This window comes from Pseudarthrobacter enclensis (genome assembly GCF_030811655.1).
GTDB lineage: Bacteria > Actinomycetota > Actinomycetes > Actinomycetales > Micrococcaceae > Arthrobacter > Arthrobacter enclensis_A.
The window spans coordinates 1-22567 of sequence record NZ_JAUSRE010000003.1; the positions used below are offsets into that span (position 1 = coordinate 1).

The following is a 22567-nucleotide window of genomic DNA, read 5'->3' on the forward strand; positions in this document are numbered from 1 at the left end:
GTCAGGCCGCCGTTCGCCGGGTCACCGCCCAACTTGTTCCGCAGGATGTCAGCCAGCAGCGCGGCAGCGACCTCAGTGTCCGTCTCGGACAGGAAGGTCACACCCTTTTCGAGCAGCTCGAGCTTGAGCTCGGCGAAGTTTTCGATAATGCCGTTGTGGATGACGGCGAGCTTGCCGCCGTCAGCCAGGTGCGGGTGCGCGTTGCGGTCCGTCGGGCCGCCGTGCGTGGCCCAGCGGGTGTGGCCGATGCCGGTCACTGCCTCAGGCAACGGACGCGCCTCCAGCTCACCGATCAGGTTGCTCAGCTTCCCGGACTTCTTCCGCGACTCGATGGTCCCCTGGGACACCACCGCCACACCGGCAGAGTCATAACCGCGGTACTCCAGGCGGCGCAGCCCCTCAAGGACAACGTCCAGCGCACTGTGACCGTTAATTGCACCGTCAGTCGAACGGCCTACGTATCCCACGATTCCACACATAGCCACAAGACTATCGGCAGCGTGCCTGTTGCTCTAAACCGGCTGGCCCATGTGTGGGGCTTGCGGCTGGTCTTCCGTGACGGGTGCCGCCGCGCTGAGCAGGGGCGTCATTTCGCGATGGGCCGGGAGCGGGGCAGAATCTTTAGCGTGACTTCGCAACGCAATGAAGCGAACGGGGAGGGTGCCTCGCCGTTCGTGGAGCTGGACCGGCATACCTGGTCCCGGCTCGCAGCCCAGATGGAACAGCCCCTTAATGAAGAGGACGTGCTGCGCCTTCGCGGGCTCGGCGACCCCCTGGACATTAAGGAAGTCCGGGACGTCTACCTGCCGCTTTCCCGGCTCCTGCACCTGTACGTGGAGGCGGCCGGCCAGCTGCACGCCGCCACCACCACGTTCCTGGGCGAGCAGACCCAGCGCACCCCTTTCGTGATTGGCGTGGCCGGTTCCGTTGCGGTGGGCAAGTCCACCATCGCCCGCGTGCTGCGGGAAATGCTGCGCCGCTGGCCCGGCACCCCCAACGTGGAACTCATCACCACCGACGGCTTCCTCTACCCCCTGGCAGAGCTTAAGCGCCGCCAGCTGCTGGACCGGAAGGGTTTCCCGGAGTCCTACGACCGGCGGGCGCTGCTGCGGTTCGTGAGCGAGATCAAGAGCGGCGCAGAGGAAGTCCGCGCCCCCTGGTACTCCCACGTCACCTACGACATTGTGCCGGGCAAGGAAGTGGTGGTCCGCCGCCCGGACGTGCTGATCGTGGAGGGCCTGAACGTGCTGGCCCCGGCCCGCCCGCGCCATGATGGCCGCCAGGGCCTGGCGCTGAGCGACTTCTTCGACTTCTCCATCTACGTGGATGCCAAGACCTCATACATTGAAGAGTGGTATGTGGACCGGTTCCGGAAACTGCGGAGCACCGCGTTCGCGCAGCCGGAGTCCTACTTCCACCGCTACGCCACCCTGTCCGACGAAGAGGCGGAGAGCACCGCACGGGACATCTGGAAGCGGATCAACGAGCCCAACCTGGAGGAGAATGTGCTCCCCACCAGGGGCCGGGCGCAGCTGGTACTGACCAAAGAGGCGGACCACTCCATCCGCCGCATGCTCCTCCGGAAGGTTTAGCACACGTGTGCCACGAATGCGGGTCACCCAGCCGGCGCAGCTTCACGCGCTTCCTCGCAGCCGGTGCCGGGCTGACGGTCCTGGCTGCCTGCACACCGGAGGCACCCAAGGCGGCGCCGTCGTCGTCCGCTGCTCCTTCCCCGTCCCCCTCCCCCTCAGCCCTCTCGGCTTCAGCGGGCCCGACGGCGGAAACCGCCACGGTAAGCCAGTCGCCGGAGTCGCCGTCCCCCACGCCGTCGCCGTCCGCCACCCTGGCGCGGCAGTTTTCGCTTGACGACCCCAAGAGCCAGTGGGTCATCGTGAACAAGCACCGGCCGTTGAAGCCCGCGGACTATGTGCCGGCTGACCTGGTGCGTCCCGCCGTCGCCATTTCCGCCGCAGGTGAGGCGGCGTTGCTGAACAGCACCACCGCGGCAGCCGCGGAAGCGATGTTCGCAGCGGCCGCACGGGACGGCGTGGCAATCGTGCTGGCGAGCGGCTACCGCTCCTACAGCACGCAGGTGACCACCTACAACGGCTACGTTGCCGCACGCGGACAGGCCGACGCCGACACCGCCAGCGCGCGCCCGGGCCATTCGGAGCACCAGACGGGGTGGGCGTTCGACATCGGCGACGGCGGAGGCGCATGCAGCTTCCAGCCGTGCTTCGCGGACCAGCCGGCGGCCACCTGGGCGAAGGCAAACGGGCACCGCTTCGGGTTCGTGGTGCGCTACCCGTGGATGCTGCACCCCATTACGGGGTACTACTACGAGCCATGGCACCTGCGGTACGTGGGCGTGGAGGCGGCCACGGACATGCTGAACCGCGGCATCGGCACGCTGGAGGAATACTTCGGCCTGGAGGCGGCACCCGCGTACCTGTAATGCCCGCGAAAAGAGCTTCGGAAAACATGCGCAGATATTGATCTGCAACTGCAAAGAACCTGTCTTTCCTGAGGTAACCTCACGTTTCATGTCGCTAAGGCCCGGAGCAATCGCCGCAATATTCCAAAATGCGGCCGTCGGCCGGTCCTGGGCACTTGCGATAGCCCGGCTAGACGCCCTGATTACACCTCAACGGCTGCGCCTTTACCCGCGTTTCTTCGCGGTGGCAACAATTCTCGCGTTGCTACTGTCATCCATTGCGAGGATTGCAGCCCCTACCGTTCAGGGCGCTTGGCTCCCGGACTATTTGGCTCATTGGACGGGAGGCAGGCTTCTGGTGACTTCAGAAACTGCTGGCTTATATGACCCAGGAGTTCAACAAGCCCTGCAGAACGCAACCTTGGGCGGGACGTCCGCACTCGCCTGGTTCGTTTCGCTGCCGGTAGTTGCCGTCTTTTATGCTCCTCTTGCTGTGCTTCCGTACACCTTGAGCGGGCTGGTCTGGTTTTTTGTCAGTGCATCCCTCCTGGTCTGGTCCATCCTCGCTCTCAAGGATCTTGCGCCGGTGCTGATGGCACGACGAAAAATGGCCGTGGTTCTGGCGATCATGGCCTCACCTGTTGTCTTCGAACTGCTCGGCGGGGGCCAGGACTCAGCGTTCATTCTGGCAGTTTGGCTTCTCGGCATCCGTCTGGTGAGCAGCCGGCATGATATTTGCGCGGGGGCTGTGTTTGGCCTGGGATTCGCCAAGCCTCAACTCATTCTCCTTGTGCCGCTCACGTTGCTGGTTACCAGAAATTTCCGGGCCTTGGCGTCATTTACAGCAGTTTGCGCTCTTCTCGCCGGGGTTTCTCTGGGAGTGGCCGGTGTGGAGGGGCTGCGGCATTGGCTGTCGGCGCTTTCCAGCCCCCTGTATATGGAGCACGTTCAAAATGGTCAGGCTTGGAAGATGGTGGGACTGCCCTCCCTGCTGCAAGCATTCATACCGCCGGCTCACCAGGCGTGGGGAACCCCGCTTCTGACCTGGCTGCCATTGCCGCTGGGAGCGCTCATCCTGCTGGCCTGGATCCGGGGACATCGAGGGGCCCAAGGAAGCCCCATAACAGTTTGGATCGTTGCACTGGCCACGACCGTGGTGTTCTCACCCCATTTGGCCACCTATGACGCCATTCTCTTTATCCCAGTGATCATGTTTCTCCTCGAAGAACGCGCCTCCCGCGTGCTGCGCGTTTCCGTTGTTGCCGCCTTCGGACTCCTCTACCTGGGGCCTGTCTTCCACGTTGCCGCAAGTAACCTTTCCTGGCCGCTGAGCATCATCCAGGCGCCCTGGTCCGCGCTGCCGTTCACGCTCATTTGGCTGGAATTGCTCCGGTCACAGGGAGCTGCACCACACACTTCCCTTGGGCCCGTGCCTTCGGGAAAAGAGCCGGAGGCTAAGACAATCATTATGGAGTAGCGGTTGCTGGCTGCTAGCCGCACCCTAGCGTAGGCGAAGGTACCCCGCGTTGCACCCGGGGCGTGTTGCTTGCTCATCCGCCGTTCGACGCGTCAGGGTAGGTTGGTTTCCATGCTGACTGGATTCAAGAACTTCATCATGAAGGGCAATGTGGTTGACCTTGCGGTCGCCGTTGTCATGGGTACCGCGTTCGGATCGGTGGTGACGGCGCTGGTGAACAAAGTGCTGATGCCCTTCATCTCCGGCCTGGTGGGCGCGCCAAACTTTGACAGCTTTGCGCGGGTGGAGCTGCGCGGCAACGCCATCGAGTTCGGCGTGCTGCTGACGGCTGTGGTCAACTTCCTGCTGATCGCCGCGGCCATCTATTTTGTGGTGGTGATGCCGATGAACCTGATGATCGAGCGCCGCAACCGCCGGCTGGGGATTGACAAGAGCGTGAAGAAGGACGCTGCGGAGGACCCGCAGGTAGCGCTGCTGACCGAAATCCGGGACGCGCTGAAGGACCGCGTCTAAGCCTGCTCAACCGCAAGTGGCCCGCCTCCTGCTGGGAGGCGGGCCACTTTTGTTGCTGCTAGTTCGACGCCAGTTCCAGCGCGAGCTCGGTCCGGACCACCTGGGCCAGGTGTTCGGCGATGGACTGGGCCGTCTCTTCGTCCGCGGCTTCCACCATCACCCGGACCACGGGCTCGGTGCCGGAGGGACGGAGCAGGACGCGCCCGGTCTCGCCCAATGCCGCTTCGGCAGCTGCCACCGCCTGGGCCAGGACGTCATTGCTGCCCACTTTGCTGCGGTCCACGCCCTTGACGTTGATCAGCACCTGCGGAAGCTTGGTCATCACCGTGGCGAGTTCTTTGAGCGGTTTACCGGTCAAGGCCACCTGCGCGGCGAGCTGCAGGCCGGTGAGCAGGCCGTCGCCGGTGGTCGCGTGGTCGGAGAAGATGACGTGGCCGGACTGCTCGCCGCCAAGGTTGTAGCCGCCGTCGCGCATGCCTTCCAGGACGTAGCGGTCACCAACGGCGGTTTCCACGATGGTGATGCCGGCTTCCCGGAGCGCAATCTTGAGCCCGAGGTTGCTCATCACAGTGGCCACCAGGACGTCATCCCTGAGTTTGCCGGCCTTCTGGAGCGCGACGGCGAGGATGGCCATGATCTGGTCGCCATCCACCTCGTTGCCCTCGTCGTCCACGGCCAGGCAGCGGTCGGCGTCGCCGTCGTGGGCGATGCCGAGGTCGGCACCGTACTTGACGACGGCTTCCTTGAGCGGGCCGAGGTGGGTGGAGCCGACGCCGTCGTTGATGTTGAGGCCGTCAGGATCCGCGCCGATCACGATGACGTCCGCGCCGGCGTCCTTGAAGAGCTGGGGCGAGCAGCCGCTGGCGGCGCCGTTGGCGCAGTCCAGCACCACGGTGAGCCCGTCCAGGCGGTGCGGGAGGGTGCGGAGCAGGTGGACGATGTAACGGTCCTCTGCGTCCGAAAAGCGCTGGATGCGGCCGACGTCCGCGCCGGTGGGGCGGACGGCCTCCTTGCTCATCTGGGCTTCGATGGCGTCCTCCACTTCGTCGGGGAGCTTCTGCCCGCCGCGGGCGAAGAACTTGATGCCGTTGTCCGGCGCCGGGTTGTGCGAGGCGGAGATCATGACACCGAAGTCCGCTTCCAGGTCCGCCACCAGGTATGCGGCGGCAGGCGTGGGCAGGACGCCGGCATCGTAGACGTCGATGCCCGAGCTGGAGAGGCCGGCTTCCACGGCGGCGGCGATGAATTCACCGCTGGCACGCGGGTCCCGGGCCAGCACGGCGCGGGGCCTTGCGCCGTTTGCACTGCGGTCATGACCAAGCACGACGGCGGCCGCCTGGGCCAGCTGCAGGGCCAGTTCTGCTGTCAGCAGGCCGTTGGCCAAGCCCCGGACACCATCAGTTCCAAATAATCTAGACACCGGTCAAGTGTAGAGGATGGGTGCGGTGGGACCTGCGTAGGCGTCGCCTCCGGGCTGGTTCTACCTGTCGGATACCTGCCTCCCGACGGGGCCGGATACTGGGACTACTTGCTTTCATCCGCGGCTACCTGTCTTTGCCCAAAACCCTCGCCACGGTTATTTGGCGCCCCCTACGATCCATGCATGACACCTAGCTATGGGGGCTTGGCGCTTGAAATTGTAGTACCGGTCTATAACGAAGAAGCGGTACTGGAACGCAGCATCACAAGGCTCGCCGAATATCTGACGAATGAAATGCCGTCGACGTGGAAAATCACCATCGCCGATAATGCAAGCACCGACCGGACACCGGTGATTGCCGCCCGCCTTAGCGGGTACATTCCAAACGTCGAGTATCGGCGCCTCGAGGTCAAAGGACGCGGGTACGCGCTAAGGGATGCCTGGTCTGCCTCCGATGCCAAAGTCCTGGCTTACCTGGATGTCGACTTATCCACGGACCTTGCCGCTCTGCCTCCGCTGGTGGCTCCATTGTTGTCCGGTCACTCTGACGTCTCAATCGGCACGCGTCTGGGCCAGAACTCAAGAGTGAGCCGAGGTCCGAAGCGTGAATTCATATCGCGGTCTTACAACTTCCTGCTTCGCCGAGCCATGCAGGTTCGGTTTACCGACGCACAGTGCGGGTTCAAGGCCATCCGAGCTGGCGTTGCCAAACGACTTCTCCCCCATGTTGAGGACAACGGCTGGTTCTTTGACACCGAACTGTTGATCATTGCTGAACGCTCCGGACTTCGTATCCACGAAATCCCCGTCGATTGGGTGGATGATCCGGACAGCCGCGTGGATGTCAGGCAGACAGCCCTGGATGACTTGAGGGGAATGGTGCGGGTCGCCGGATCGCTGGTCAAGGGGGTCATCCCGGTGCGGGCAATATACGCAGAGCTCGGCCGCCAGCCTATCGGACACGGTGGGCGGCCAAGCTTTTTTGGGCAGGTGCTGCGATTTGGACTGGTCGGAGTGGCCTCGACACTCGCGTACGCGCTTCTGTACCTTCTCATGCAGGGGCCGTTCGGTTCCCAGGAAGCGAACTTTATCGCCCTGCTTATAACAGCTGTCGGCAATACCGCTGCCAACCGCAGGTTCACTTTCGGCATCAGCGGTCCCGTCGGGCTGTTTACCCAGCAATTCCAAGGGTTGCTCGTCTTCTTGCTGGCCTGGACATTCACGTCGGCGTCCCTCCTTCTTCTGCACGCAATCTCCTCAGATACACACCCCAGCCTGGAACTTCTTGTGCTGACGGCGGCAAATATTTTTGCCACTTTACTGCGGTTTGTATTACTGCGCCTTTGGGTGTTCGGCGGAAGGAAAACCCGGCCGCGTTCATTGGTAACGGAGGTGGTGCATGTTCAGAACATCTCGTACTAACACCCCCGACGCCGACCACCAACCTCACACTTTGGGCCAAGCATTCGCAAGCCGGCCTAACTCCCTGAACGCTGTGCGTTTAGGGCTGGCGGTCACGGTCGTTTTCTCCCACAGTTGGCATCTGGGTGGGTACGGCGAAGAGCCTCAACTGTTCAAGCTCGGCCTCGGCACATGGGCCGTCTTGGCGTTTTTTGGTATTTCCGGCTACCTCATAACAGGCAGCCGAGTCAGCCAAGAGAGTTCATGGAGGTTCTTTCGTGCCCGCATCCTTAGGATCTTGCCGGGCTTATGGTTTTCGGTTGCCATGGTCGCCTGTGCAATAGCGCCGACTGCTGCGGCACTGAGCGGACGAATCTACAGTCCTGCCGACGCGTTCTCATTTATAGTCCACAATGGCCTATTCCTTTCACAACCATCCGGCGTTAGTACTATCGGTGAGACCCTTTCGGGTCTCCCTGACGAGCGCTTCTGGAATGCTCCGCTTTGGACGCTTTTTTGGGAGGCGTTCTGCTACGTGGTCGTGGGTTTGTTGGGTGCGATACTCAGGCCCAGGCTGTTCGCTATCGCTGCTGGGCTACTGTTCGTCGTGGGGACGGCCGGCCTGCTCCTGGTGTCTAGGACGGAGGAAACGTCATACTGGGTATCGAACGGCCCAATAGCCCCACTTACCGCTTTCTTCGCGGGCTCGGTAATCTACTTACAGCAGCACCGTGTCCATTTTTCCGTGAAAAGCGTGTTGGGATGGTTGTCCCTGACTGGCATCATTGCCGCAACGGGACTAAGTAATTATCTTATCTTTTTGCCATTCATCCTATGCACGATCTTGTTTTCGCTGCTTGTTCCTTTGAAACATGTAGGCCGGCGGCATGACATCTCCTATGGAGTGTATATATATGGATGGCCCGTACAACAGTGTCTCGCGATGGCCGGACTTCAAAAACTCTTTCCGCCCACAATTTTCGCTGCCGTAAGCCTGATTGCCGTTTTGCCGTTCGCATGGTTCAGCTGCGTCGCGGTGGAACGCCCGGTGCAGAAAATTGCTAAATTCATGGAACGAAAGCCGGGCTATCACCAGATGATACGCGGGATTAACACAGTTGGACCGATAGGCCATTCTCTGAATCGGAAGTCATTCACCCTTACGCACGAACAAGCTCCCGGCAGGCTCCGAAAAAGCAATACTCCAAAGCGGGCTGGCTTCAAGGTAGGCAGCGAGACCCGTGTCAGGTGGAACAAGCGCGCAGTCAGCACCTTGAAGCGCCGAGTCGAGGTCTCCGCGCCCGGCAACGGTCTCAAGCGATTTATCAACTCGAGCTGATCCGTAGAGATCATTCCGTGAATCCATGGAAACCTTGACGTCCGGTCGCTCCAAGATCACGAGGCCACCGATTTGGTAGTCATTGTACAAATGGCATCCTGTGGGAATCTGTTGGATGGCTGATACGGGAAAATGGGTGGGATCCGGACGCCCCAGGCTTTGCACGTTAACCATGGCTGCAGAAGCTGCAATGACAACAGCCGCAACGGCACCTTGATTAAGCATCTTTCGGCGGCTTCTAAAGTACTGGAGCAACTTCGGAGGGGCCCCAGCCGCCAAGACCGGAAGGGAGAGGAAGAGCAATATGGGAAGGATTCGATATGCCGCGAAGGATGCGCACAGGGTGGCGGACAGCACCGCCACTGCGACAGGGTCCCGACGTCGAATCGAGACCAAAAGAGCAATGACACCAGCCGCGAGAACCAACAGCTGGAGGGGATCTCCGGGATCGAAAGCCTGCCACTCCTTGATGTTGGACGACTCGTTCTTTACAAGGAGTGTCTGCCCTACAATTCCCACCCCGTATGGCGTAAAGAAGCAGCACATGGCAACCGTCAGGCTGGCTGTCACAAACCGGATTGCCTGCCAACGTTCACTTCGACTCGCAAGAATCCCAATAGTCGCTGCCCCACACACCAGAGCCCCGAGTAGCGCAGCAGCATGCAAATTCGCCCACATCGTCGTCACGACAGCGAGCCATACCAGGACGCAGACAGGACGGGCGGCCACCCGAAGGCGCCCCAGGAGGAGGACGATCACAAGCATCGCGCTGTAATCCACGATCTGGGGCCTTGCAGTGATCCAGGTTGTCGCCATTGCACCTCCGACGAAGAGCACATAACCAGCCACTACGGGGTTGGCGCCCAGTTGGCGAGCTTGGAATAGAACCAAGCCCCCGATTAACGCAACGAAGATAGAGGACACAATGGCAGTTCCCGCCAAGCCAAATGCGAGATATGCACCGCCAAGGACGACGTTGAAACCCCAGGCATTCAGCGTCCACGGCTCCCCCGCGGCCGTCCAGGAAAAGGGATCGCGCGTCGGGAGGGACCTTGTGGCCATAGTCAGCACGCCCGTACGGATTGCCCAGAAGGTATCAGACTCAGCGAAGTTTTCAGCACGAATCAGCACTAAAGGCAAAAATGCGAGCCACGCAAGTAACCATGGAGTTCTACGCTCAGCAACCTGGATATCACTTTGGCTCGCCGGTACTCGGAGCGTATCCTCGCGACTTAAGATCCATCTCATAGGAGATTCCTCCACTGTCTCTGCCATAGAGGCTGGCCTCTTCGCAGATAACGTATTTCCCCAGTCATGCCCTGCGCCCTGTTGGCAATCATATTCCCTACACTACGGATAGCTGGTTCGACCTTGAGAATGCGCCCTGTTCTAAACAAAGATCAATTTTCTGCACGCTATCCCACATTCATGAAGGGTGCCCTGGTTCTTGCGTGGGTATACGGCATCTTCACAGTTCTATACAAGATATGGGTTTCGATCGGCACTGGTTGGCTCGGCTGGGATGCACACGCGTATTGGCTTGCCGCTCGCGGTGATATGGCCTACAGCCGTTCCGGTGGCGAGGTTGACGCCTATCTTTACTCGCCGGCATTCGCCACGGTCATCCACCCGATGGCCACGTTGGGCTGGCCGCTCTTCTATGCACTCTGGGTCATGTTGCAGTCATCGGCACTGGTGTGGCTTCTCAAACCGTTGAAGCTGAGGTGGTCCGCACCCCTCTTCTTGGCCAGTGTTCCCGAGCTGATCAATGGGAACATCTTCATTCTCCTCGCCATGTGTGCGGTCCTAGGGCTCACGAAGCCGGCCCTTTATTCCTTTGCCCTCCTCACTAAGATCACCCCCGGAGTCGGCCTTCTTTGGTTTGCAGGGCATCGGAACTGGCGTTCCTTGGCCGAAGCTGCGATAGCTACCCTATTAGTCACCACCTGTTCCTACTTGCTGAGCCCCACAGAGTGGGATGCATGGCTGCAGTTCTTACTCAACCATCACGACGGCAGTCCGGACGGGCTAGCCGGCTTGGTGGTGCGCTTCCTTCTCGCGGCCGCACTCGTGCTGTACGGGGCCAAGAAAGACATGGCATGGCTGATCGCGCCCGCCATGGTCATAGCTTCGCCCATATTTGATTTTCCAGTTTTAACTCTATTGACAGCCATTCCCCGGTTATCTTTAGGTTCACAAAGCCGCACTGACCAAAATCTTCGAGTTAAGGTACCAGTCACGTGAACAGCCATGCGTCGCAATCACCCGGGAGCAACCTCATCGTGAAAGTATCGAAGCGTACTTTCACCGCTGGCACGGAGCGAACTCTCCTCGGCATCCTCCTATCTGGCACGGCCCTGCTGTATGCGTGGGGCCTGGACCAAAACGGGTGGGCCAATTCGTACTATTCAGCGGCGGCTATGTCCGGGGCGGAGGATTGGACTGCTTTTCTGTTCGGCTCGTCGGATCCTGCTAACGCAATAAGCGTGGACAAACCGCCAGCGGGTCTCTGGCTGATGGCGTTGTCAATACGCGTGTTCGGCCTCAGCCCTTGGAGCATCTTGCTGCCGCAGGCGTTGATGGGCGTCCTTAGCGCTTATTTGTTGTTTCGCCTTGCCCGTACCTACCTTGGCCCTACCCCAGCTCTCGCCGCTTCCTTCCTCCTCGCCATTACGCCTGTGGCAACTGTGATGTTCAGGTTCAACAACCCTGACGCCCTGCTTTGCCTTGTGATGATAGGCATCGCGCATACGACACTGAAGTCCATTGACCGCAACAACAGCCGGTGGCTTATTGCAGCAGGGGGATTGGTTGGATTCGGGTTTCTTACAAAACAATTGCAAATTGGTTTGATTGTCCCGGCCATGGTGGTTACGTACCTTGTCTTTGCGGGTGGCAAACTCACGATCCGGCTGTTGCGGCTTGGATGCGCGGGACTTGCCGCCGCAATCACGGGGGGATGGTGGTTGATCCTGGTGCAGTTGACGGACCATGCTTCCAGGCCATTCATCGGCGGATCCTTCACCAATAGTGCCGCTGAGCTCACCCTCGGCTACAACGGGCTGGACCGGCTAACCGGACAGGATGCCGCAAGCAGCGCTACGAAAGGCGCATGGGGTTCCGTGGAAACGCTCGATCCCGGCCTGCAACGTTTCCTCCAGCCTGATTTCTCTGGACAGTTCGGCTGGTTTCTTCCGCTTGCTGTTGCGGGATTAGTCATTTCGATCGTGCAACTCCATCGCCGTCAGGGCCCGCGCCCCTACCGCACATTTCTTGTGTTCAACATTATTTGGTTAGCAGTAGCCCTCATCTTGATCGCCTTTATGTCGGGGATTGTGCATCCCTATTACGGGCTCACGGCCGTGCCACCAATCTGCGTCCTAGCTACCGTCGCCCTAAGGACTTTCCTACGGGAAGGACTCTCCGGGCCTCGGCGCGGGCTGGCAGTGGCCACCCTAGTGGCAAGCGCGTTGTTCGCATACGTAACGGCGGTACGATCCGCGGACGACTTCCCTGGATTGCCCCTGGTCGTGCTGCTTCTATGGGCGGTGACCATCGGCTTATATGCACTCAACGTTCAGCACGCGTCATTTCACCGTATCTCCGCCTCATTGCTAACATTCACTCTCCTTTTGGGCCCGGTTCTCTGGAGCTTGAATACCATCTTCACGGGCCATATTGGAGCCGCTGTCTCGGCAGGCCCCGCCACACTCGGGTTGAAGGCAGATGACCCCAGCAGGCAGCGGCTCAATCCGGAGGATCCCCAAGCTGTCGTCGCGCTCATGCTCGGCGATATCCCGGCACCGGGAATCTTGGCTAAGTTGAAGAACGACAACCTAGCAACATGGCCGGCTGCAATCGTCGGCTCGGAGTCTGCAGCAAATTACCAGATGGAAACCGGACGTCCGATCATGGCCCTCGGGGGTTTTACTGGTTCCGACCCATTCCCCACAATGGATGAGTTCACCAACTTGGTCGGGGACGGGAAGATCGGAGCTCTCGTTATTCAGAACCTCCCTCCAGTAACTGCCGAAGGCCGAGGAGATGCGGCTCGTATTGTCGCTTGGGTGCGGCATCATTACAGTGCCCAGATGATTGATGGCGCAGAATTCTACGATCTCGCAGTCAGCCGTTGATCATACCCACAGGGAGCATTGCGGGCTGCAACCAACAGTTCCGATCCTCCCCGCGCATACAACAAAAGCCCGCCCCGCCAGCGGCGGAACGGGCTTCTGTGCAAGCGAATTCAGCGCTTGGAGTACTGCTGGGCCTTGCGGGCCTTCTTGAGACCGGCCTTCTTACGCTCGATGACACGGGCGTCGCGGGACAGGTAACCGGCCTTCTTCAGGGTCGGCCGGTTGTTCTCCACGTCGATCTCGTTCAGCGAACGGGCGATGCCGAGGCGCAGTGCGCCGGCCTGGCCGGAGATGCCACCACCGTGAATACGGGCGATGACGTCATAGGCGCCTTCGAGATCGAGGATCTTGAAGGGCTCGTTGACGTCCTGCTGGTGCAGCTTGTTCGGGAAGTAGTTCGCCAGCTCGCGGCCGTTGATGGTCCACTTGCCGGAGCCCGGCACAACGCGGACGCGTGCAACGGCTTCCTTGCGGCGGCCAACAGCTGCGCCGGCAACGGTCAGTGCCGGGCGCTCCTTCTTGGGAGCAGCTTCAGCAGCGGAGCTCTCAGAGGTGTAGCTGGTCAGGTTTTCCTCGGCCTCGGGGGCCTCGGTGGTCAGTTCTTCGTTCTGAGCCACGATTCTCCTTGTATTAAGTAAGTTGTTTGGTGGCCAGGACTACTGGGCGACCTGGGTGATTTCGAAAGTCTTGGGCTGCTGGGCGGCGTGCGGGTGCTCGGCACCGCGGTAAACCTTCAGCTTGCCGAGCTGCTGGGCAGCCAGGGAGTTCTTGGGGAGCATGCCCTTGATGGCCTTCTCAACGGCGCGGACCGGGTTGGTTTCCAGCAGTTCCGCGTAGTTGACGGAGGTCAGGCCGCCCGGGTAGCCGGAGTGGCGGTAAGCACGCTTCTGCTCCAGCTTGGCGCCGGTCAGGGCTACCTTCTCAGCGTTGATGATGATGACAAAGTCGCCCATGTCCATGTGGGATGCGAAAGTGGCCTTGTGCTTGCCGCGCAGCAGGATTGCGGTCTGGCTTGCAAGACGACCAAGGACAACGTCGGTGGCGTCAATGACGTGCCACTGGCGGTTGATATCGCCGGGCTTCGGGGTGTACGTACGCACGGTGTTTGCCTCGTTCTTGTTCTGGCGTTCTTGTTTAGGTGTCGCTAGCTCGCGCACCTACTGTCTGCGCGCTACCGGAACAGAGGTGAGGGCTCTATGTAACCAGTCATCCTGAAGTTCCGAATGTGCACGTTGAGTAGTTATCCTGCAACCGGATTCTCAAGCGGGCACGCACCATCGGAACGGGACACGCACAACGACTACCAAGATTAGCGCGTCAGGTGGTTCAGGGTCAAAATGGGGTAGCCAACGACCACTGGGGGCGTGCCGGCTCAACCAATACAGGGAGATGCAGTGTTGTCAGCGGGGAACGGGGACTCCACTAGCCTGCTCTTAGTCCTTGGGGCCGGCCTTGCAGGCGCCTTCGTCTCCCCCGTCGCCGAGGCACTCATTGCAAAACTCCTTCCGCGACTAGGCACCGTTCCCGCGCCACGCGTTCGCATTGCGACGGCGGCACTCACCGGCGTCGCCTGCGCCGCCTTTGCGTTGCATTTTGGAATTACTTCCAGCCTTCCGGCGTTTATATTCCTTGCGGTCATCGGCTCGCAGCTGGCCCGGATCGATGTGGCGCTCCATTTGCTGCCCAATCCCCTTGTATTGATACTGCTGGCCGGTGGTCTTTTATTGCTTTTGCTGCCAGGACTAACTGATAAGCAGTCTGACGAATGGCTTCGTGCGGCTCTCGGAGCCGTCATTTTGTTTGCCGCCTATCTGATTTTGCGACTAATTTCCCCCGGAGGCATCGGTATGGGTGACGTGAAGCTGGCAGCACCAGTCGGCCTTTACCTGGGGTACCTAGGTTGGACCCAACTGCTCTACGGGGGCCTGCTGGGCTTCGTTCTCAACGGTGCTGTCACGGTGCTGGTACTGCGGGTAAAAGGCCGGGAACAAGCTACAGAAGTACCGCATGGCCCCTCCATGCTGGGCGTTTTGGCAGCGATTGCACTCTTCACCAACTAGGCATCTTCATTTCAATCCCCCAGCCCTTCCGCGGCATCCAGCGTCGGCTTCCAAGTAGCCGGCAGGGTACCCGCGCCCCTTTCTGAGTACTGCCCACATCTTTCGAGTACGTATTTTTGCCTCCCACGCTAAAAGTCGAGTACCACTACGCATTGTTGGTCAATAGCGTCCAGTGACAATCTCTTCTTAGCGAAGTCCAGCCGCTAGGATTTATGGGGGCAGCTGGAAATTCGTTGAAATCAAAATATCAATTCATTTCACCGAATTAAGGACACTAAAATGACTTCTCTCATGGTCTCGATGATGGCATTCGTCGCCGGCGTCAAGGATCGCTTCACTCGCGAGGAAAATGGCGCCACCGCCGTCGAATACGGCCTCCTGGTGGCGCTCATCGCAGCAGTGATCGTGGTTGTGGTTGCAACCCTTGGCACTCAGATCAATGCGGCGTTCGGCAAGATTTCCGGCGAGCTCTAGTCCAATGTCTGGTCTCACGTTGCGGTTTCTGCTGCTCCTCAAGACCTGGAAAGCCGGCGTTCATTCAGAAAAGGGCGCAACTGCCGTTGAGTACGGGCTCCTGGTCGCACTGATCGCCGCGGTGATCATTGTGGTCGTTGCAACGCTTGGCACGCAGATAAACACAGCTTTCAGCTCCGTTTCCTCCCAACTCTGACGTGACGACACATCCTCGGGCGGGTGAACAGGGAGGCAACCAAATTGCTGGCCTGTTCACTCGCCCTTGGTGGTTCTCAAGAAAAAGTTCCCCCGGCCGCTGCATGTCGATGGCCGGCCTTCACAGAATCTGGTCACATCATCATGAAGACTCGTTCCACTCGAAATATTCGGCGGCGCCGCCGGCGTGAAGCCGGTGCTGTTGCGGTCGAGTTCGCGTTAGTTCTTCCGATTTTCCTGGCCCTCGTCCTGGGCATTGCTGAGATGGGACGGGCATTCAACATCCAAGTCTCGCTGAGCGAAGCTGCTCGTCAGGCATCGCGGTACGCGGCCGTCCACTGCTCTGAACCCGGATACTCACAAACGAACGCGCAGGCGTCAGGTGTAGCAGCCGCTCCTTCTGTGCCTCTGACGAACGCGAACATTGCCATCTCGTACACAGGCACTGGCTCGTGCGCTGACGGCAATGACGTCTCGGTCAGCGTCAGCTACACAACTCCGTGGATGACGGGCTTTCCCAACATGATTCCTGGGATGCCGGCCAGCCTCACCATTCAAGGCAAAGGTGTCATGAGATGCGGCGCATGAAGAAAACGGGCTCTGAGCGCGGCGTCGTTGCCCCTCTGACAGCGCTCGTTATGGTGTTCCTGCTGGGTATGGCAGCCTTCGCGGTCGACGTTGCCACCATGTATTCCGAGCACGCGCAACTTCAAAACGGTGCCGACGCTTCGGCACTCGCCATCGCGAAGGAGTGCGCCAAGTCGGCAACGCCCTGCGCTGCCAATCAATCCGCTGCAGCAGTCGGGTACGCCAACGGCAACGCATTGGATGCACACAGCAATGTTCTTAGCGCTATAGCGGATGCCTCGGCCGCAACCGTCGACGTTACCCTGCAGTCGCAGGACCCCGACGGGGGTAACCACTTCTCTCTTCAGTTCGCCAGGGCTATAGGAATTCCGACAGCAGACATCCAGGCTTCCGCTTCTGCAAAGTGGACCTATCCGAGCAGCGGCAAGGGATTTCCTCTGGCGTTCTCGCAAAGCTGTTGGAACCTGGGCCCGGCAACGCCCGCGGGAGGCGACGTACAAAAGATCACGTGGAAGCCCGGGACACCGTCCTGCACCAACGCTTCCGGCCTCACTGTTCCGGGCGGCTGGGGATGGTTGGACGATGCCTCAACGGATCCCTGCACCGCCGTTACTTCCATTGGTGACTTCACCACGAGCAATCCCGGCAATAATCCGCCTACGACTTGCCAAACCATCCTCCAAGGCTGGAAAGACACGCTCCTGGCTGGCGGGACCGTAAAGGTCACCTTCCCCATTTTTGATACGGCCTCCGGCAGCGGCAACACGGGCGTATTCCACATCGTGGGGTACGCAACGTTCAGCATCTGGGGCTGGCATTTCGGAAATGCTGCCGGGCCATACGAGTTCCGTGACACAGCCACGGATCCTGGCATGAACGCAACCCTGGCCTGTTCTGGTGGAAACGATCGCTGCATCATCGGCCAATTCGTCGAATACTCAACCTCCGGCGGAGGCGGCGGTGGAGCGGACTTCGGGACAGACAGTGTCTCACTCATCAAATAGGAACCAAGTTAGGGGAATACATTGAAAACTCGCCTTCTGGGAGGCATCGTTGCGCTTGTGCTCGCCGTAGTCGGCACACTGCTTCTCATTTCATACGTTCAAGGCTCTGAAGCCAGGGCCCAGGCGGATCTGCAACCCATCGACGTTCTGGTGGTGGAAAAGCAGATCCCGCAAGGATCGACGCTGGACCAGATCAAGTCGGCGGTCAAGCTCGCTTCCCTCCCGTCAGCTTCAGTGCCCAATGGCGCCCTGAAGAGCCTCGACGGCCTCGACGGGAAAGTGGCGTCCGCTGACCTGGTACCGGGAGAACCCCTCCTGGGAGTTCGCCTCGTTGACCCGACGTCTCTGGCAGCCCCGGGATCCGTTCCCGTTCCTGCCGGCATGCAGGAGATCTCGGTCCAGCTCGACGCGCAGCGGGTTGTTGGCGGACGTATCGCGGCCGGCGACACCGTGGGCGTCGTAGCCCTGTTCGCTGGAGACGGACCCGACGGCGCGACCGCGCAGCAGATCTTCCACAAGGTACTGGTCACCAGCGTCCAGCGGGCGGCCGCCCAAAACTCCGGGAACAACGGGAACAACCAGGCGTCCAGCGAACAGGCAAACACGCAGCTACCAACGGGTCAGTTGCTGGTGACGTTCGCCCGCAGCGACGCCGACGCTCAAAAGATCGCTTTCGCCGCAGAGTTCGGAAAGCTCTGGCTTACGAAGGAACCGGCATCAGCTACGGAAAGCGCTCCGGCCGTCATCAAGAAAGTGGAGCTGGTCAAATGAGCAGGTTCGTGTTGATCACCCCGGACAACAACTTCACCCAGCGGACCAAGCAGGCCACCAACAGCCTCCACGGAGCTGTGCAGACGCTGCAGGCTGATTACCTGCCGCCGAGCCCGGACGACATCCTCCGCGCCATCAACGGGGACCCGGCGGAAGTGATCCTCCTGGGTCCCGGGCTTCCAACCGAAGATGCTATCCGGCTTGCGAGCCTGTTCGATCTCCAGTTCCCGGAGATCAGTGTAGTCCTGGTCACTGAGGGAGGATCCGACGTCGCATTGCCGGCCATGCGGGCCGGTATCCGTGACCTCCTTAGCCCGGAGGCGTCAGTTGACGACATCCGGGCGATGCTGGAACGGGCAAGCCTGGCATCGGCGGGACGACGGAGGGGACTGGGTGCGTCTGTAGCGGAAGCACCCACCGGAACCCGCATCATTGCCGTGATGTCGCCCAAGGGCGGAGTGGGCAAAACAACGGTGACAACGAACCTGGCAGTAGGGCTGGGGAAAGTTTCACCAAGCAACGTCGTAGTGGTGGATCTTGACCTTCAGTTCGGTGACGTTGCTTCCGGGCTGATGCTGGAACCGGAGCGTACTTTGATTGATGCGGTCACCGGAGCGGCCGTACAGGACAGCATGGTCCTGAAGTCCTACCTGACCCTGCACCAATCCGGTGTCTACGCCCTGTGCGCCCCGCTTAATCCTGCCCAAGCCGATCAAATCAGCGGCGATCAGGTGGGCCACCTTATTGCGCAACTCGCTTCCGAGTTCCAGTACGTCGTGGTCGACACCGCGCCCGGTTTGGGTGAACACGTTCTTGCAACTTTGGATCGTGCCACTGATGCCGTGTGGGTTTGTGGCATGGACATTCCCAGCATCAGGGGCTTGCGGACAGGCTTCCGGATCCTCGAGGAGTTGAATCTCCTGCCCGAGAACCGGCACGTTGTGCTGAACTTCGCGGATCGCAGGAGTGGGCTCACGGTGCAGGATGTGGAAGCCACGATTGGCTGCCCGGTGGACATAGTCCTCCCACGTTCCCGGGCCGTTCCCTTTTCCACCAACAAGGGCGTGCCGCTCCTCCAGGACGGCAGCCGGGACAGCGCTGCACGGGGCTTGAGTCAGCTGGTGGAGCGTCTCAAGCCTGATTGGAAGGAAAAACAGCACAAGAAGCTGCACAGAAGGGCGGTAGTGCAATGAGTCTGGCAAGAAGGTTGGAAGCAGCCCGCGGAAACGACGAAGCCAAGAACGGTCCCGACACGGCAGTGCCGGCAGCCCCATGGAGCCCCAACAGTGCCTCGGTTGCCGATCCGCTCGTTTCCCCGGCGTACACAAGTGAACCCAACGAAGCCCTCGCTGCCGTCAAGGAACGGGCTGGCGTGGCGTTGTATGAGCGCATGGGCAGCCGGATCACTGATTCTTCCATCGAGGACGCGGAGCTGCAGCAGTACGTCAAGGATGAACTCAAGAAGATCATCGAAGAAGAAGACATCCCGCTGACGCTCACCGAGCGGAACCGGCTTGTCCAGGAGATTATCGACGACGTCCTGGGCCTGGGCCCCCTTGAGAAATTCCTCAAGGACGGGGACATCACGGAAATCATGGTGAACGGTCCGGACAAGATCTACGTCGAACGCCAGGGCAAGCTCGGGGTGACCGGTGCCCGCTTCAATGACGAGGACCACCTTCGCAGAGTGATCGAGCGGATCGTGACGAAGGTGGGACGGCGCATTGACGAATCGTCACCGCTGGTGGATGCACGCCTTAGCGACGGATCCCGCGTTAACGCGATCATTCCGCCCCTGGCCGTCAGCGGTTCATCCCTGACAATCCGCAAGTTCGGCCAGGTTCCGCTGACAGTCAACAACCTCATTTCCCTGGGGTCGATGTCTCCTGAAATCGCCGAGCTTCTGCACGCATGTGTCCAGGCCCGCCTCAACATCATCGTGTCCGGGGGAACCGGTACCGGCAAGACGACGTTGCTCAACGTCCTGTCGTCCTTCCTGCCCTCGGACGAGCGGATCGTCACCATTGAAGACGCGGTGGAACTCCAGCTCCAGCAGGAACACGTGGTACGGCTTGAGAGCCGCCCACGCAATATCGAGGGCAAAGGTGAGATCACTATCCGGGATCTGGTCCGTAACTCCCTGCGCATGCGGCCTGACCGGATCGTGATCGGCGAAGTTCGTGGAGGGGAATCGCTTGACATGCTGCAGGCGATGAACACCGGCCATGACGGCTCCATCTCCACCGTCCACGCCAACTCGCCGCGTGACGCCATCTCCAGGCTTGAGACCCTGGTCCTCATGGCCGGCATGGATCTGCCGCTGCGCGCCATCCGTGAGCAGATTGCCTCGGCCGTGAACCTCATTGTCCATATTTCCAGGCTCCGGGACGGATCCCGGCGAATCACGCACGTGACCGAAGTACAAGGAATGGAAGGCGACATAGTTACCCTCCAGGACGCGTTCGTATTTGATTACAGTGCGGGCCTGGATGCCAACGGAAAATTCCTGGGGCGCCCTGTACCGACGGGGGTGCGTCCGCGCTTCGTAGACCACTTCGCGGAACTCGGCATTTCGCTGTCGCCGGCAGTGTTTGGCAGCTCGCCCGTGGGCGGTGGCTTCCGGTGACCACCACCAGCCCGGTCTTCCTGGCCCTCGGCGTGGCACTCTGCCTGGGCGCCGGCACGATCCTCTTCTTCGTCACGTTCAAGAGCAGCCGCGGTGCGATTGCCATTTCCCGTCGGAGGCCAGGGGTAGCCAACGGCCCTACCCTCCTCACGCGCGTAACGGATTCGGCCACGTCCTACCTGGAAAGAAACGTCAGCAAGAACGCCAGGTTCGGCAGCCGCGCGTCATTGGAACAGGCCGGCCTGAAGATGCGCCAAGCAGATTTCCTGTTGTTGGTTGCGTCCGTAGCCGTCACGGCAGGCTTTGTCGGCTTCATTCTCGGGGGGATTGTCGCAGCGCTGCTCTTCGTCCTGGCGACTCCCGTGCTGGCCATGCTGGTCCTGAGCATCCTTTCTTCCCGACGCCGTTCAAAGTTCGAAGCTCAGCTGGGCGACACCCTGCAAATGCTCTCCGGCGGCCTGCGTGCCGGACACAGCCTGCTCCGGGCCGTAGACGCAGTTTCGAAGGAAGCCGAGGCACCCACGTCCGAGGAGTTCGCAAGGCTGGTCAACGAGAACAGGCTTGGGCGGGACCTTAAGGACTCGATGCTTGATGCCGCCCAGCGGCTGCGCAGCCAAGACTTCGAATGGGTGGGCCAGGCGATCGAGATCCATCGTGAGGTGGGTGGCGATCTGGCGGAAGTCCTCGATCAGGTGGGTGACACCATCCGCGAGCGCAGCCAGATCAAAGGCCAGGTAAAGTCACTAAGCGCTGAGGGCCGGCTCTCCGCCTACATCCTGGTGGCTCTCCCGATTGGAATGTTCCTGTACATGTCAGTCGTCAACACCTCATACATCGCGACCCTCTACACCGCCGTCATCGGATGGATCTTGCTGGGAGTTGCAGTGTTTCTCCTGGTGGTGGGGTCGTTCTGGCTTAGCCGCGTCGTGAAGATCAAGTTCTAGGAGGAAGACATGACACCAATGGCTTGGCTGATTGTTGGCCTGATCGTGTTTCCCACCTCATTCCTTGTTTGGTCCTTCCTGGCCGTAGACAGGACAGGGGTCGCAGCAGTTCGCAGCAACCTGGGCCGCGGCATCCGCCTCGTGGAGAGCGCGGTGCCCGGGGCCGGGGCGGCCGGGGCCGGGGAATCCAAACCATCGGTCCCCCTCGGGATGAGGATGACGCCCAAAGGGTACGTGGCTTGGCTGGATAAACTCCTGGCCAGGGCCGGCAGGCCCGCACAGCTTCCCCTTCCGCGGCTGCTGATTGCCAAGCCGGCGTTAGCGCTCCTCGTCACGGTACTCGGGATCCTTATCGCCACCAAGAACCCCACAGCATCGGCTTACCTGTTCGTAGTGCTGGCGGCAATCCTCGCCTACTTTGTTCCGGACATCCTGGTTCACGGCAGGGGCGTCGAGCGTCAGAAAGCCATCGAACTCGAACTGCCAAACACACTCGACCAGATGCTGATCTCCGTTGAGGCCGGATTGGGGTTCGAGATTGCCATGGCAAGGGCAGCACAAAACGGAAAAGGCCCCCTGGCCTTCGAACTCACGAGAACCCTCCAGGACATGCAGGTGGGCAGGAGCCGGCGGGACGCCTACCTCGCTTTGGCCTCCCGGACCGATGTGCCCGATCTTCGTGCTTTTGTTCGAGCCGTGGTCCAGGCGGACATCTATGGGATTGCGATCGCGAACGTGTTGCGTACCCAGGCAAAGCAGATGCGCGTCAAGCGGCGGCAACGGGCCGAGGAGAAAGCCATGAAACTGCCCATCAAAGTTCTCTTTCCACTGATGTTCTGCATCCTCCCAGCCTTGTTCATCGTGATCATAGGGCCCGCTGCCATCAATGTCATGAAGAACTTCGCTGGAGTCTTCTAAACCTCGTCCACCCCCATCGCGCTCCTGCAGCGCCCACTGACCGGACCCCCTCGGCACCCAGAACCGAGGGGGTCCTTTTGTGTGCCTGCAGTGGTGTTGGGAAAACGCAGCGTCAGCGCAACAAAGACCACGCAAATGCGCAGCGAACAGGCACGCCGTAAAGGCTTTGCGCAGGATGTTGCAAGATCCCATCAATGTCGTATCAAGCGTTGCTAACTTCGTTGAAGCGCTGGTGCTGGGCCAGCCTATCCGTCTCGCACAGGAGTC

General features: G+C 60.4%; 21 protein-coding genes and 2 pseudogenes. 18 read left to right on the forward strand and 5 right to left on the reverse strand.

Translation table 11 applies throughout. The features are described 5' to 3' along the window. Positions 1-479, reverse strand: a pseudogene (locus J2X98_RS03315) (glutamine--fructose-6-phosphate transaminase (isomerizing)); the annotation flags it as partial. A 117-nt stretch (positions 480-596) separates the two neighbouring features. Between J2X98_RS03315 and coaA the strand changes: the two are divergent. From coaA to mscL, 4 genes are all read left to right on the forward strand, one after another. Next, the gene (gene coaA / locus J2X98_RS03320) at positions 597-1592 is read left to right on the forward strand and encodes a type I pantothenate kinase (protein ID WP_174237603.1); all 996 of its coding nucleotides are present in this window, start codon (positions 597-599) and stop codon (positions 1590-1592) included. A 5-nt stretch (positions 1593-1597) separates the two neighbouring features. After that, entirely contained in the window at positions 1598-2455 is an 858-nt protein-coding gene (locus J2X98_RS03325) for a M15 family metallopeptidase (RefSeq protein WP_307304235.1), read from the forward strand. Between the two features lie 337 nt (positions 2456-2792). Continuing rightward, entirely contained in the window at positions 2793-3911 is a 1119-nt protein-coding gene (locus tag J2X98_RS03330; RefSeq protein ID WP_307304238.1) for a glycosyltransferase family 87 protein, read from the forward strand. Positions 3912-4022: 111 nt separating this feature from the next. Then, on the forward strand, positions 4023-4424 hold the full coding sequence (mscL, locus tag J2X98_RS03335; RefSeq protein ID WP_141942582.1) for a large conductance mechanosensitive channel protein MscL: 402 nt from the start codon (positions 4023-4025) through the stop codon (positions 4422-4424). 58 nt (positions 4425-4482) lie between these two features. On the opposite strand, the gene glmM is transcribed toward mscL, so the two are convergent. Beyond that, the gene (gene glmM / locus J2X98_RS03340; protein WP_307304245.1) at positions 4483-5844 is read right to left on the reverse strand and encodes a phosphoglucosamine mutase; all 1362 of its coding nucleotides are present in this window, start codon (positions 5842-5844) and stop codon (positions 4483-4485) included. Positions 5845-6027: 183 nt separating this feature from the next. On the opposite strand from glmM, the gene J2X98_RS03345 reads away from it, so the two are divergent. Both J2X98_RS03345 and J2X98_RS22185 read left to right on the forward strand, forming a co-directional pair. Then, a complete protein-coding gene (locus tag J2X98_RS03345; RefSeq protein ID WP_307304247.1) occupies positions 6028-7266 on the forward strand; it encodes a bifunctional glycosyltransferase family 2/GtrA family protein in 1239 nt (412 codons plus the stop codon). Continuing rightward, positions 7244-8257, forward strand: a pseudogene (locus tag J2X98_RS22185) (acyltransferase family protein); the annotation flags it as partial. The gene J2X98_RS03345 and the pseudogene J2X98_RS22185, both read left to right, overlap by 23 nt. A gap of 138 nt (positions 8258-8395) precedes the next feature. On the opposite strand, the gene J2X98_RS03350 reads toward J2X98_RS22185, so the two are convergent. Further along, positions 8396-9832 carry a hypothetical protein gene (locus J2X98_RS03350; RefSeq protein WP_307304249.1) on the reverse strand — a complete coding sequence of 479 codons (1437 nt, stop codon included), beginning with the start codon at positions 9830-9832 and terminating at the stop codon, positions 8396-8398. Between the two features lie 180 nt (positions 9833-10012). Between J2X98_RS03350 and J2X98_RS03355 the strand changes: the two genes are divergently transcribed. Continuing rightward, a complete protein-coding gene (locus J2X98_RS03355; protein WP_307304252.1) occupies positions 10013-10828 on the forward strand; it encodes a glycosyltransferase family 87 protein in 816 nt (271 codons plus the stop codon). Further along, complete coding sequence (locus J2X98_RS03360; RefSeq protein WP_307304255.1) at positions 10825-12720, forward strand: glycosyltransferase family 39 protein; 1896 nt, start codon at positions 10825-10827, stop codon at positions 12718-12720. Before J2X98_RS03355 ends, J2X98_RS03360 begins: the two co-directional genes overlap by 4 nt. A 110-nt stretch (positions 12721-12830) precedes the next feature. Here the strand turns inward: J2X98_RS03360 and rpsI are convergent, their stop codons facing one another. Together rpsI and rplM are read right to left on the reverse strand one after the other, a co-directional pair. Next, positions 12831-13337 (reverse strand): 30S ribosomal protein S9, encoded by a 507-nt coding sequence (gene rpsI, locus J2X98_RS03365; RefSeq protein ID WP_043454698.1) that lies wholly within the window; start codon positions 13335-13337, stop codon positions 12831-12833. A gap of 39 nt (positions 13338-13376) precedes the next feature. After that, complete coding sequence (rplM, locus tag J2X98_RS03370) at positions 13377-13820, reverse strand: 50S ribosomal protein L13 (RefSeq protein ID WP_043454696.1); 444 nt, start codon at positions 13818-13820, stop codon at positions 13377-13379. Positions 13821-14114: 294 nt separating this feature from the next. Here rplM and J2X98_RS03375 point away from each other — a divergent pair, with 294 nt between their 5' ends. The 10 genes from J2X98_RS03375 (at position 14115) to J2X98_RS03420 (ending at position 22300) form a co-directional block, all read left to right on the forward strand. After that, positions 14115-14780 carry a prepilin peptidase gene (locus J2X98_RS03375; RefSeq protein WP_307304260.1) on the forward strand — a complete coding sequence of 222 codons (666 nt, stop codon included), beginning with the start codon at positions 14115-14117 and terminating at the stop codon, positions 14778-14780. Positions 14781-15059: 279 nt separating this feature from the next. Further along, positions 15060-15254 carry a Flp family type IVb pilin gene (locus J2X98_RS03380; RefSeq protein WP_307304263.1) on the forward strand — a complete coding sequence of 65 codons (195 nt, stop codon included), beginning with the start codon at positions 15060-15062 and terminating at the stop codon, positions 15252-15254. 4 nt (positions 15255-15258) lie between these two features. Beyond that, complete coding sequence (locus J2X98_RS03385; RefSeq protein WP_307304265.1) at positions 15259-15450, forward strand: Flp family type IVb pilin; 192 nt, start codon at positions 15259-15261, stop codon at positions 15448-15450. A gap of 23 nt (positions 15451-15473) precedes the next feature. Further along, a complete protein-coding gene (locus J2X98_RS03390) occupies positions 15474-16037 on the forward strand; it encodes a TadE/TadG family type IV pilus assembly protein (protein WP_307304270.1) in 564 nt (187 codons plus the stop codon). Continuing rightward, entirely contained in the window at positions 16025-17041 is a 1017-nt protein-coding gene (locus tag J2X98_RS03395) for a pilus assembly protein (RefSeq protein WP_307304273.1), read from the forward strand. The genes J2X98_RS03390 and J2X98_RS03395 overlap by 13 nt, the downstream gene beginning before the upstream one ends. 21 nt (positions 17042-17062) lie before the next feature. Next, on the forward strand, positions 17063-17812 hold the full coding sequence (gene cpaB, locus J2X98_RS03400; protein WP_307304274.1) for a Flp pilus assembly protein CpaB: 750 nt from the start codon (positions 17063-17065) through the stop codon (positions 17810-17812). After that, the gene (locus tag J2X98_RS03405; RefSeq protein WP_307304278.1) at positions 17809-19005 is read left to right on the forward strand and encodes an AAA family ATPase; all 1197 of its coding nucleotides are present in this window, start codon (positions 17809-17811) and stop codon (positions 19003-19005) included. Before cpaB ends, J2X98_RS03405 begins: the two co-directional genes overlap by 4 nt. Continuing rightward, positions 19002-20438, forward strand: coding sequence for a CpaF family protein (locus J2X98_RS03410; protein ID WP_307304280.1), 1437 nt, complete (start codon positions 19002-19004; stop codon positions 20436-20438). The genes J2X98_RS03405 and J2X98_RS03410 overlap by 4 nt, the downstream gene beginning before the upstream one ends. Further along, positions 20435-21382, forward strand: coding sequence for a type II secretion system F family protein (locus J2X98_RS03415; protein WP_307304282.1), 948 nt, complete (start codon positions 20435-20437; stop codon positions 21380-21382). Before J2X98_RS03410 ends, J2X98_RS03415 begins: the two co-directional genes overlap by 4 nt. A 9-nt stretch (positions 21383-21391) precedes the next feature. Then, complete coding sequence (locus J2X98_RS03420) at positions 21392-22300, forward strand: type II secretion system F family protein (protein ID WP_307304283.1); 909 nt, start codon at positions 21392-21394, stop codon at positions 22298-22300. Positions 22301-22567 lie beyond the last annotated feature (267 nt).